General features: G+C 63.5%; 10 protein-coding genes. 4 read left to right on the top strand and 6 right to left on the bottom strand.

Features of this window, described 5'->3' with window-relative positions; genetic code table 11:
- The first annotated feature begins 33 nt into the window (after positions 1-33).
- The 3 genes from aroQ (at position 34) to AC56PL_RS10475 (ending at position 3,336) form a co-directional block, all read left to right on the top strand.
- Positions 34-498, top strand: coding sequence for a type II 3-dehydroquinate dehydratase (gene aroQ / locus AC56PL_RS10485; RefSeq protein ID WP_495513639.1), 465 nt, complete (start codon positions 34-36; stop codon positions 496-498).
- Positions 499-820: 322 nt separating this feature from the next.
- Entirely contained in the window at positions 821-1,756 is a 936-nt protein-coding gene (locus AC56PL_RS10480; protein WP_495513638.1) for a phosphatase PAP2 family protein, read from the top strand.
- Positions 1,753-3,336 (top strand): hypothetical protein, encoded by a 1,584-nt coding sequence (locus AC56PL_RS10475; RefSeq protein WP_497153773.1) that lies wholly within the window; start codon positions 1,753-1,755, stop codon positions 3,334-3,336. Before AC56PL_RS10480 ends, AC56PL_RS10475 begins: the two co-directional genes overlap by 4 nt.
- A gap of 144 nt (positions 3,337-3,480) precedes the next feature.
- On the opposite strand, the gene AC56PL_RS10470 is transcribed toward AC56PL_RS10475, so the two are convergent.
- The 5 genes from AC56PL_RS10470 to dprE1 all read right to left on the bottom strand — a co-directional run bounded on the left by AC56PL_RS10470 (position 3,481) and on the right by dprE1 (position 9,807).
- On the bottom strand, positions 3,481-4,767 hold the full coding sequence (locus tag AC56PL_RS10470; protein ID WP_497153772.1) for an HNH endonuclease signature motif containing protein: 1,287 nt from the start codon (positions 4,765-4,767) through the stop codon (positions 3,481-3,483).
- Positions 4,768-4,995: 228 nt separating this feature from the next.
- Positions 4,996-5,559 (bottom strand): dihydrofolate reductase family protein, encoded by a 564-nt coding sequence (locus AC56PL_RS10465; protein ID WP_497153771.1) that lies wholly within the window; start codon positions 5,557-5,559, stop codon positions 4,996-4,998.
- 142 nt (positions 5,560-5,701) lie between these two features.
- Positions 5,702-7,585: an arabinofuranosyltransferase gene (locus AC56PL_RS10460; protein ID WP_495513634.1), complete on the bottom strand. Its 1,884-nt coding sequence runs from the start codon at positions 7,583-7,585 to the stop codon at positions 5,702-5,704.
- A gap of 4 nt (positions 7,586-7,589) precedes the next feature.
- A complete protein-coding gene (gene dprE2, locus AC56PL_RS10455; protein WP_495513633.1) occupies positions 7,590-8,351 on the bottom strand; it encodes a decaprenylphospho-beta-D-erythro-pentofuranosid-2-ulose 2-reductase in 762 nt (253 codons plus the stop codon).
- Positions 8,352-8,385: 34 nt separating this feature from the next.
- Positions 8,386-9,807 (bottom strand): decaprenylphosphoryl-beta-D-ribose oxidase, encoded by a 1,422-nt coding sequence (gene dprE1 / locus AC56PL_RS10450; RefSeq protein WP_495513632.1) that lies wholly within the window; start codon positions 9,805-9,807, stop codon positions 8,386-8,388.
- A gap of 75 nt (positions 9,808-9,882) precedes the next feature.
- Between dprE1 and AC56PL_RS10445 the strand changes: the two genes are divergently transcribed.
- The gene (locus AC56PL_RS10445; RefSeq protein WP_495513631.1) at positions 9,883-10,677 is read left to right on the top strand and encodes an SDR family oxidoreductase; all 795 of its coding nucleotides are present in this window, start codon (positions 9,883-9,885) and stop codon (positions 10,675-10,677) included.
- An 11-nt stretch (positions 10,678-10,688) separates the two neighbouring features.
- Here the strand turns inward: AC56PL_RS10445 and AC56PL_RS10440 are convergent, their stop codons facing one another.
- Positions 10,689-12,224 (bottom strand): phytoene desaturase family protein, encoded by a 1,536-nt coding sequence (locus AC56PL_RS10440; RefSeq protein ID WP_497153770.1) that lies wholly within the window; start codon positions 12,222-12,224, stop codon positions 10,689-10,691.
- Positions 12,225-12,300: the final 76 nt, after the last annotated feature.

Below are 12,300 nucleotides of genomic sequence, written 5' to 3'. Positions count from 1 at the left end.
AGCGGTGCGGTGGCGCGCAATACACTTTGCGCAATGAGTGAAAAACTGGGCGCGATGAGCGGAAAGCTGCCTGTCCTGTTGCTGAACGGACCCAATCTCAACACGCTCGGGACCCGACAGCCGGAGGTGTACGGCTCCGACTCACTCGACGACGTGGTGACGCTCGCGACCTCGATTGCCGCCGAGTACGGGTTTGCCGTCGATGCGCGCCAGACGAATCACGAGGGCGAGATGCTCGAGTGGATCCAGCAATCGCGGGGGCAGGTCAGCGGGATCGTCATCAATCCGGGCGCCTGGACCCACACCTCCATTGCGCTCCGAGATGCCCTGGTCATCCCCGAGGTACCGATCATCGAGGTACACATCAGCAACGTGCATGCCCGCGAGGAATTCCGGCACAAGTCGTACGTTTCCGGCATCGCATCCGGTGTTGTCGCCGGCTTCGGAATTCGCGGATACGAGTTCGCGATTCGTCGGATGATCGACCTGATCGGCTGAGTCAGAGGTCTGCTGCCCGACCGACAGTGTGGTCAGGGTCACTCCCAATGGTGCAGAATGACCCCAGTACGAGGGGCCGAAACCGGAAGTGAATACGTTCGCCCTGTTCAGCGACTCGCGCGTGGCGCGAGGGAAGGATCTGCGGAACTCCTCGGTTATGATCCAGCAGAGCCTTTGCGCCCACTTGGGCGCTGGATCTGTACGGAGTTGTGTCGGGCCGTGGTGTGAACGCGGTAGTTTCGCGGTCGGTCCCTTTCGGATTGGGACCCGCGTTTTCTGAGTTGTCTAGGTGTGTGGAGGGTTTTATGCGGGAGTTGTGTATATGACGCTCCGCGATGACCGCCGACCCGCCACCGATCCGAAGAGCGGTGTGGTCGACGCCGCGGAGTACGAGTCAATCGACTTCGAATCCACCGAGTTCGATGCGGCGGAGTTCGATACTTATGAATCCGAGCTCAAACAAACCGGTTTCCGAGCGGTCGCCACACGCGTCAACCGCTACCTCGCCCGGCCCCGATGGTGGCTCGAAGTTCTCATACTCGGATCCCTGTACGCGATCTATTCGCTGATCCGTAACAGCGTCGGGGACGTGGCCGACCAGGCCTACCGCAACGCCAACGACATCCTCCGCTTCGAAGACGCCTGGCATATCGCGCTCGAGCGGCCCCTGAACGAATTGGTCCACACCACCGGGTGGCTCGCGAACATCGTTGCCCTGCAGTACGCGACCCTGCACTTCTGGGTCACCCCGGTCGTGTTGATCTGGTTGATGTTCCGGCGCAAGGAGCACTACCGCAAGGTGAGCGGTGCCTTGGTCCTCACCACAGGTCTGGCGCTGATCGGTTTCTACTGCATGCCAACGGCACCGCCGCGTCTGCTCGCCAATGAAGGTTTTGTCGACATCATGGCGCAGACCGCCTCATGGGGATGGTGGCCCGCGTCCGGCGCGCCCGGAAGCGACGCGATCTCGAACCAGTTCGCGGCCATGCCGTCGTTGCACTGTGCCTGGGCAACGTGGTGCGGCGTGGTCCTGTTCTGCTTGGCGAAGTGGAAGTGGCTGCGGTTTGTCGGTTTGCTCTACCCGCTGACCACCTACTTCGTCGTGATGGGTTCGGGTAACCACTTCATCCTCGACGTGATCGCGGGCGTGGCATTGCTTGCCGTTGCTGCGCTGATCATCTATGCGCCTGCGCTGTTGCGTTGGTCGCGCCACCGATCGGCGGTCACGCCGACCAGGTCCGGAGTGCCGCTCGGATGAGTCTTCCGGTGGCCACGCCACTGTTGCGCTGGCGGCCCCTGTGGCCGATGGTGTTGGCGGCGGTGGCAATTGTGGCGCTGTGGCTTGCCCATCCGACGGTTGGTGACCTGCAGGCAGCCATCGCTCGGGAAGAGGCCGCGCGTTCGGGCGTCGGCCTGGGCTACTGGTTCGGTTGGTACGGCGGCGTGTCCCCGGGAAGCTATTCACTCATCGTCCCGGCCCTGTCGACGGTGACCGGATCGCTGCTCCTGTTGTGTATCGCGACCGCAGTCATCGCGTTGCTGTCGATCCCGCTCTCCAAGGGTGGAACCCACCCCACGGTATTGATGTGGGCGATCACGGCCGCTGCTGTCCTCAACATGTTGTCGGGACGGGTTGCGTTCTCGGTGGGTGCGGCGATCGCCTTGGCCTCGATACTTGCCCTCAGGCGAAACCTGTTGCCGCTGGCGGCCATCGGCCTGCTGGTGGCGGGTCTGGCGAGTCCGCTCGCACCTGCGTTTGTCGGATTGGCGGCGTTGCCGTTCGCTCTCGGAAAGGATGCCCGGGCGCGTAAGGTCTGGTGGGTTCTGGGTGGGGCGGGGCTCGGGGTCGTCGTACCGTTTGTGATGTTCGGTGCCCCCGGTGCACAGGGCTTTCCGGCCACCACTTTGTTCTGGATGGCGTTGATCGCGATCGGTGCCTCGTTTGCGCTGACCATTCCACCGGTTCGGTGGATAGTGCCGCTCGCGAGCGGGGTGGCGATCTTCATGTTCCTCGTGCCGACGGGGATCGGTTCCAACCTGAGCCGGTTCTTTTGCCTTGTGCTGCCCTGCATCTGCTTGTTCTATTCGAAGAAGTCGTTGAAGATCCTGGCGATCGCCCTGGCGCCTGCACTCATCTATGCCGTTTTTGTGGCCACGGCTGATCAGGTGGTCGGTGCAGACTCCGGCCAGAGCGAGACGTCGTACACGCCGCTTCAGTCGCTGTTGCTCGCACAACCGGAGATCGACAACCATCGTGTGGAGCTCGTGGATGCCCAGACTCATGCCGGGGCACACAAACTCGGCCTGGACATCAAACTCGCGCGCGGCTGGGAGAACCAGTCGGACTCGCGGTACAACCCGATCTTCTACGAGAAGAATGCGCTGACGCCGGAGTCCTACCAGGGCTGGCTGGCCGAGAACGCCGTCGCCTTCGTGGCGGTCTCCGCAGATCCGTTGCGGCAGTTGAAGGATGAAGCTGCACTGGTGACCGACGGCCTTCCCTATCTGGATCGCATGTGGGGTAACGACGATTGGACGCTCTACCGCGTCGAGGGTCCGAAACCGATCGTGCCGCTGCCGTTGACCGTGGTCGAGTCGTCGCCGTCCCAACTCGTATTGGACGTGCCGAATTCGGACGCGCATCCAATCCAGTTGCGCTACAACAAATATCTCGTTGCGCGCAGCAGTGTCGATGAGTCCGTGTACGCCTGCATCGAGGAAACCGAGGACAGCTGGATCACCCTGACGGCTGCGGTACCCGGCGAATACACCCTCGAAGGACTTCTCTCTGTCCGTGGTGTGGTCGGCGCCCAACCTGCAGACTGCGGCGAGTCCTGATTGGTGGCCCCCTGGGGCCCACACTGTGTAGTTGTCAAAGATCTTGCAGTTCACAGGGTTAGCTGTGTTGCATTGGTGGTTCTGGCAAATAGCTGTCGCAGGGTTGTTGTCGGTCTGGCGGTTCCTGTTCCGGTTCCGCCGTGCTTATGCGGCGGCGAGTTCTGTGGTCAGTGTGCGGCGGGCGTGGGAACGGATTGGCGTCTTGGTGGCGTCGTCGGGTGCGATGAACCAGGGGTGGCCATCGTGACCTAGGAATACCGTCCACCCGCGGTGGTGAATGTATCGGTGATGTCGCCGGCACAACAGAACGGTGTTGGACAAGCTGGTGACTCCGCCGTTGCGCCAGAAGTCGATGTGGTGGGCATCGGTGTAGCCGGCGGGGCAGCCGCAGCCTGGGAATGCGCAGCCGCGGTCGCGGGCGATCAGTGCTTTGCGGATCGCCGGGGTTACGGTGCGGTGCTCGCGTCCGACATCGAGCGGTACGGAATTGTTGTCGAGCAGGATTTTGGTGATGACTGAATCACAGGCGACCATCTGCGCGGTGGGTGCTGAGGCCGGTCCGGTCCATTCGAATGCAGGCGCTATTGCCGTTGGTGTGGCGTTGCCGAGTCCGCGCAGCTGTAGCGCTTGGAGGTATTCGGCTGTCACTGTCACCGTCACGTGCGGTTTCACACCGCCGCTGCTGGGCCGGTTTTCCTGTCCGAGATAGGAATCCAACAGTCGTTCCAGGGCATCGGCCCGGATTTGGGCGTTGTTACGTGGGTCTGGTGACCCATCTGGTTCGGGTACCGGTGTCGATAGTGGTCTCAACGCGACGGCAAGTTTCTCGCCCACGAGGTTGTCCAGGTCGAACACTCCGTGGGTACGGCCGTCGTCGCCAGTCGTGAACGAGAACTCATTGAGATCGTGATTCTCGGCATCGGGGACTTCTTTGTCCGGTGGTGACAACACGATCGCCATATGCCGAGCCCGCGCAGAGACCGCGGCCGGTGTCGCCATCAGCGCTTCGGTCAACAGCCCCCGTACACAGTCACCCCGATCACCATCGACCAAGTCTGGGTTCCGTCGTTCAATATGGCTCAGGCCCTTGACGATCGAATCGATATGCTCACCCGACAGCGTCCCGTCCACGCCATAGGACGCCACCGACGGAATGTCGTTGAGTGCCTTACCTACTCGCACGTATCGGTGCGCGACCGCCGGCGCCATCCCGGCCTGTTGTAACAGTCTCGCGGTGGAACCATCACCCGATTTCTGCGCTATCTCACGCCGGTCGAGTTCACCGATGAGTCGGAAAAGTATCTGTTCCACAACACGATTGAGTCGAATAACTGTCACCGTACGGGATGAAATCTCAACGTCATCCCCGGCGACCAAAGCCGCATCCCCTGCCAGATCTGAGAGCCTGGCGAACATTCCCCCGAAGTCCATAGCTCAATAGTACGACCCGAACCCCATTCGCACAAGCTTTCGAACGAACTAATCATATTGCATTGCAACATCTTTCGCTGACTTCACGTTCTCGACCCATCAGTCTAACGAGAGGCTATGACATGGGCTTCGAATCGGCCGGTGGGCTGGTTGTGTTGAGCGACGTGCTGGTGGCCGTCGAACATCACCTGCCCTCGTCACTTCCTCGGCCGCGTGGAGGAAACGCGCTCAGCGCTTCGTCTCGTACCTGTTCAGAACCACCCCGCCGGGAAACGTCCGCGTCTCCACCAGGTTCAGGTTCACCCGGCTATCGAGCGTGGTGAAGAACGGCATGCCGCCGCCCACCAGGACCGGGTGGGTCACGATCGTGTACTCGTCGACAAGCCCGGCCCGCATGGCCGCCGCGGCCAGCGTTGCACCACCAACCCTCATCGGCCCGCCGTCCTGCGCCTTGAGTCGGGTGATCTCCGCGACCGCGTCGCCGGTGACCAGGCGGGTGTTCCAGTCGACCTTCTCCAGCACCGAGGAGAACACCACCTTCGGCGTGTCCCGCCAGTTCCGCGCGAACTCGATCTCCGCCGGGGTGGCATTGGGCTGTTGATCGCCGGTCGGCCAGTAGGAACTCATGACCTCCCACAGCTTGCGCCCATACATCAACAGGCCGATCGCCCGCTCCTCATCGAGCCACCACTGAAACAGCTCGTCGTTCGGCTCGCTCCACCCGAGGTCGTCGCCGGGCGCGGCGATGTAGCCATCCAGTGTCAAGTTCATGCCGTAGGTCAGTTTCCGCATCGCGCCATGCCTTCCGTCAGCCAGTGTCGGAGTTTAGACCGGTTCAGCGCACAAAACTGATCGGTGCGTGATCTGGCTCGCAGGGACGGCTACGAGCCCACGTTGTTCGATCTGCCGTCAACAACCTCATGGGTTGGAACAGCTAGTTCCGGACCACCAGAACGAAGGGGCCGATGTTGGTGACCGTGAACCGTGGATCGTCGAAGACGTTGGGGTTGAAGGTCACCGTGTACCGGCGGACGTTCGGGTCGTTGGGGTAGACGTCCTCGGCCAGACGCAGTGCGTAACCCTCGGCGCTGTAGCGGAACAGGAAGACCGTCGGGGGTAGCCAGGGCGACGAATCCAGTTGCCCGATCAGGATGTCGGTGGTCTCCGATTCCGACCACGCGTTGATCGCCGCGGCGCGTTTGTCGAACTCCGCCAACGGGTTTGCGTAATGCGAGGTCAGTCCCTGGAATCCGAAGTAGGGATAGATCGACAGGAATCCGTAGTCGGCGGTCAGGACGATCGTGTCGGCCTGAGGCCTGCCGGTCTGTTCGAGGATGACGTCGTTGATCTCGGGGAAGTAGGCCTGTGCGCCCGGGGGGCGCTGATCAGCGCGTTCGCCGTAGCCGTCGGTGTCCGTATAGGCGACGGTGATCTCGGCGGCCAGATGGTTCGGGATGCTCTGTCCGACGGCGATCGCGGCAAGGGCTGCCATGATGGCGATGGCGGTCCGGACGTCGCCGAAGCGGCGGACGACGTAGCCGGCGAGTTCGGCGAATCCGTAGACCCCGGCGACACCGAGGATCACCGTCAGTACCGGCTCCATGCGGAACGAGAGCAGCGTGGTGCCGGTTGCGGTCAGGGCCATCGAGAGCAGGCAGAACAGGTAGATGGAAAAGACGGTGATGCCGTAGGCCAAAGCGACGGTGCGCGTGCGGAACCGGAGCACGATCCAGATCAGGCCGACCATGGTCAGCGCGCCGATCAGAGACCAGTGCAGCATCGGGGTCGGCAGCACCGCACCCGAACTCGGCAGGTAGTGCTCAGCGGTACCGCCGGAGGCGGGCTTGTTCCGAAGCCTGTCGATCAGGTACGGCGCCCAGACGATCAGCGCGACCAGACCGGCGATGACACCCATGACCACCAGGCGCAACCCGTGATCCCGGATCGCACGCCACCGGGCCGACCGGATGTCGCTGGGTGGAATCGTCTTGTTGGACTGCCCGAACCAGGCCGCCAGCACGAAATAGAGCGCCATCAGGACGGTGGTCATCGCGTAGAGGCCGGTGTAGAGCGTGTAGAAGGTGGCGCTCAGGCCGAGGAAGAGTCCGCCGGCCAGGATCGCGGGTCTGCTGCCCGAGCGCAGCCCGTGCAGGATGGTGATCAGCATCGGTGCGCCGACCATCACCAGAACGGCCGCATACGGTTCGGGACTGACGTACATCAGCGTCAGGACCGTGGATGCCAGGGTGACGGCGATGGCCCGGTCGGTACGGATCATGCGCTGCCACAAAGCCATTGCGATCGCTGCCGCAATCGCGATCGAGATGATCGACCACGGTTTGTACGCTTCCCAGGCGGGCTGGCCGGTCAGGTCGGCGTACCGGCCACCGAACCAGAACCAGCCGGCCGGGTAGTACGGCGGCAGATCGGCATACGTCATGTCCGCCAGACGGGGGCTGTTGGTCAGACGCGTGAGGTATTCGGTCCGGAACTGCTGATCGACGGAGATTCCGAACAGGTAGAGCTTGGTGGCACCCAGCGGCATCGCCAGGGTGACCGCCGCAAACGATGAGATACCCACCCACGACAGAGGTTTGATCAGTCGGCCGGCCTTGCCGGTCCGCGACAGCACGACCGCGATCAGCAGGATCACGATGGCCGCCACCTGGCCGGTGGTGGTCAGCGCGGTCGCGACATTCGACGAGTTGAATGCCGGCCAGTCGACCTTGGAGATCACTGTCAGACCGGCGCCCGAGACCACAAGGGCCACGATGGCCGCGCCGATCAGATCCCCTATCGAGGACAGATGGGTCCGCATCGGCTCAGATTGGAAGCTTGCGGAAGATCGGGCGCGGGATGTGCCGGAGGATGATCATCACGAAACGGAACGGCCCCGGTGCCCAGACCAGTTCCTTGCCCTTGTCGGCCGATGTCACGGCCAGCTTGGCCACATCTTCCTTGTTGACCGTCAGCGGCGCTTCTTTCACGTGCGCAGACAGCCGGGTACGGACCATGCCCGGCCGGATGACGAGGACGCGGATGTTGTACTCGCGCAGAGCCTCGCCGAGGCCGAGGTAGAAACCGTCGAGGCCGGCCTTGGTGGAGCCGTAGACAAAGTTGCTGCGACGCACCCGTTCTCCGGCCACCGAGCTCATCGCGATGATCTGACCGTGGCCCTGCTCGCGCATCTTCTGCCCGAGGAGCACACCGACCGAGACCGCCGCGGTGTAGTTGATGGTGGCGGTGAAGACGGCTTTGCGCTGGTCCTGCCACACCTCTTCGTCGACACCCTGGACGCCGAACGCCACGATGGCAACGTCGATGTCGCCGCCTGCGAACGCCTGGTCGATGACGGCGGGGTGGGTGTCGGGCTTGAGCGCGTCGAAGTCGATGCGCTCCACGGACGAGGCACCCGCGGCCTTCATGGTCTCCACGGCCGCCTCACCGGCGGGGTCGCCGGGCATGGTGGCCAGCACCACCCGCATCGGGCCCTTCTTGAGGTACTCGGCGGTGATGGCCAGACCGATCTCGGAGCTTCCGCCGAGAACGAGCACGGACTGGGGGACGCCTACGGCGTTGATCATGAATGTTCCTGTCTGCGTTGAGAGTGTTTGTGGCTCAGGCGAGTTCGAGGCGTCGAGCCATATCGGAGATGAACACTCCGGTCGGATCGATCCGGCGACGGGTGGCGATCCACGAGTCGATCTCGGGGTACATCGCGTGGAAGTTCTGCGCAGACGTCCGCGAATCCTTGGCCGTGTACAGCCGTCCACCCATGGCCATCACCCGACGGTCGAGTTCATTGAGGTACTCGCCGAGCCCGCGCTTGATCGGGAAGTCGAGGCAAACGTTCCAGCCGCGGAACGGGAAACTCAGCGGCGCCCGGTTGCCCTCGCCGAACAGCTTGATCACGTTGAGGAAGCTGACGTGTCCGGATGCCTGGATATCGGCGATGATCGATTTGAATTCATCCTCGTTGCCGGTGGGCACGATGAATTGATATTGCGTGAATCCGCCACCGCGTCCGTAGGCGCGATTCCACTCTCCGAGGACGTCGAGCATGTGATAGAACTGCGGCAAAGTTTTGACCTGACCGGTTTTGTTCGATCCGATCCGGTAATACGCCTCGCCGACGATCGAGAAGTCGAGTTTGTTGGCCAGGCCCTTCGGGAAGACGTCCGGCAACGTCAGCAGTGGCTTGCTGACGAACTTCAGCGGGTCCTTCTGCAGCTTCGGCGGGAGTTCTTCGAGCTTCGCGAGGTTGCCGCGGCTGAAGGATCCACGGCCCAGCTTCGGTGGCTTGCTGATCGAGTCGAACCAGCCCGATGCGTACTCGTAGCCGTCCTCGAAACCGTCTTCGAGGTGCAGTGCGATCGTCTCGTCGAGGTTTGCCGTGGTGGCGGTGTCGGCGATGAAGTACGCGCTCTCGGTGCGCTTCAGTTGCACCTTGGCCCGCAAGATGATGCCGGTCAGACCGATTCCGGCGACCGTGGCCCAGAAGAGTTCACCATCCGGATCGTCGGAGGTGCCCGACGGTGTGAGCGTCAGGACGCGACCGTCGGCGACGAGCAGCGTGATCTCGACCACGTGCTGCCCGAACGTGCCTGCGCTGTGATGGTTCTTGCCGTGGATGTCGTGGGCGATCGCACCGCCGATGGTGACCTGGCGGGTACCCGGCAGCACCGGAACCCACAGCCCGAACGGCAGGGCGACGGCCATCAGCTCATCGAGCGAGACGCCGGCGTCGAGGTCGACGATCCCGGTGGTGTCGTCGATCGAGTGGATGCGTTTGAGCTGCGTCATGTCGATGGTCAGGCCACCGATGTTCTGCGCGGACTCGTTATAGGAGCGTCCCAGGCCGCGTGCGATCACGCCGCGACGCAGGTAGGACGGCTTGTCGGCATTTGCATCGGCAACCTGTGCGACAGCCTTGGCGATCACCTCGACATCGGGTGTCGCCAGCACGTGACCCTCGATCGGCGTCGTGCGGCTCCAGCCGACGAGCTTGCGGGTTTCAATGGGCAATTCAGCGGTAGACATCGATTCAGAGACTACCTGGGGTGGAACGGTCCGCCGCGACGTCTGTGTGACAACCAACGATGGTAAGAATCAGGTATGACCACACGATGGGTGTTCATCACCGGAGCCGCAGCAGGAATCGGGCGCCACAGCGCGCTGACCTTCGCACGCAGGGGATATTCGGTCGGCGCCTATGACATCGACGACGCCGGACTGGCCACCCTCGCCGCAGAGGTCGCCGGGTTCGGTGGGCAGATCGTCACCGGACATCTCGATGTGACCGACGCCGACGAGTTCGGTGCCCGCCTCGACGAGTTCGCCGAGCACAGCGGCGGTCGACTCGACGTGCTGTTGAACAACGCCGGGATCTTGCTTGCCGGGGCTTTCGAGGACATTCCGTTGGCTGCTCAACACCGGCAGATCGACATCAACGTCAAAGGCGTGACCAACGGCTGTCACCAGGCATTTCGGCATCTGAAGAACACTCCGGGCTCCGTGGTGGTCAACATGGCGTCGGCTTCGGCGATCTACGGCCAGGCTGAACTGGCCACCTACAGCGCCACCAAGTTCTATGTCCGCGGTCTGACCGAGGCACTCGACATCGAGTGGGGCGTCCACGGGATCCGGGTGATCGCGATGTGGCCCCTGTTCGTGCAGACCGCGATGACCGAGAACGTGTCGACGGGCACCACCGACTCGCTGGGGATCCGGCTCGGACCCCAGGATGTCGCCGATGCGATCGTCGCGGCGGTGGAGGAAACCAGGGTCGACAAACTCATCCATCGGGTGCACCACGCGGTGGGTACGCAGACCAAGGTGATGACCCTGGGTTCTCGCTTCTCTCCCGCCTGGCTGACCCGACTGGTCAACAAGCGTCTCGCACATTCGTAGAGCGGGCCCGCTCAGGGTTCGAGGACCGCGGCGGCCGCGTTGTGTCCAGGAATCCCGCTGACCCCACCTCCGCGTCTGGCTCCGGCACCGGCGATGAGGAGGCGGGGATGTTCGGTCTCCACACCCCACGTCCCCACGGCATCGGGGGTCGGCGCCCACGGCCACTGCAGTGGCCGGTGGAAGATGTTGCCGCCGGGCAGGCCAACGGCGGTCTGCAACTCCAGCGGGGTCTTCGCCTCGATACACGGGTCGCCGTTGATGTCGACGGCGATGACGTCGGCGATGGGTTCGTCGAGCACCGAGTCCAGTGCGGCCAGAGTTGCCTGCACCGCTTGGTCTTTGGCGCCCGCAGCGGCGAACAGCTCGGGCGGCATGTGCAGGCCGAACAGGGTGAGCGTGTGCATGCCGTCGAGTGCGGCCCCGAGGATCGTGGGGTCGGACAGTGTGTGGCAGTAGATCTCACAGGGTGGTGTGGTCGGGATGGAACCGGCCGCGGCCTGGCGGTGTGAGCGTGCGAGCGCCTCGAAACCCTCGTGCACGTGAAAGGTCCCGGAGAACGCGACGCCCGGTGCGATGGACTGATCGCGAAGCCTCGGGAGACGTCGCAGCAGCACGTTGATCTTCAATTGCGCGCCCTGCGGCGGCGGCCCACCGACGGTCGGGGTGTCGAGCAACGTATCGAGGACCGCGGGCGCGCAGGCGGCGTGGATGAACTCGGCCGACGCAGCGCCGCCGGGCCAACCGACCCGGCCGTCGACGGTATCGATGGCAGTCACCTCTACACCCGTCCTGATCTGCGCCCCGGCCGCGACTGCCGCTGCCGCCAGCGCGCCGGACACCGCGCCCATGCCGCCGACGGGGACGTCCCAGTCGCCGGTGCCGCCCCCGATCAGGTGATAGAGCAGACAGATGTTCTGCAGCAGCGAGGGGTCGTACAGGTCGGCGAACGTGCCGATCAATCCGTCCGTCGCGACGATCCCGCGCACGATGTCGTCGGTGAAGGTGTCCTCGATGATGCTGCCGAGAGGTGTGCTGGTCAGGTCATCCCAGAGATCCATGGATTCGAGGTCGGATCCGGCGATCGACGCCATTTCGTCGGCGCTCATCAGCGGTCGCAGCATGGTCGGGAAAACGCCCTCGGCGATGGTGGACATCGCGGCGTAGAACTTCTGCCAGGCCGCGAAGTCCCGGTCCGAACCAGTGGCGGCGCGAAACGACTCCGCGGTGGCCCGGTCGTCGGCGGTGTCGACGAGGATGCCGCGGGTCGGGTCCATGGGCGTCGGGGTATATGACGAATAGCGTCGTCTGACGAGTGTGAGGTCGAGGTCGAGATCGGTGATGATCTGCCGGGGCAGCAGCGACACCAGATACGAGTACCGAGAGAGTCGGGCGTCCATGCCGGGGAAGGGCCGAGCAGAAACGGTTGCCCCGCCGATGTGATCGGACCGTTCGAGAACCAGCACCTTGCGACCGGCGCGGGCGAGGTACGCGGCTGCGGTGAGTCCGTTGTGGCCGGCCCCGATCACGATGTCGTCGTACGTCTCCATGCGGTCATGATGCCGCCACCTGCATCCCGCGACCAGACATCCTGGTGAGACAGCAATTGTCAGGGTGTCGTCATCC

This window comes from Williamsia sp. Y721, from assembly GCF_059683565.1.
The sequence above is the reverse complement of the archived record's forward strand: the minus strand, read 5'-3'. Positions and strand labels throughout refer to the sequence as shown.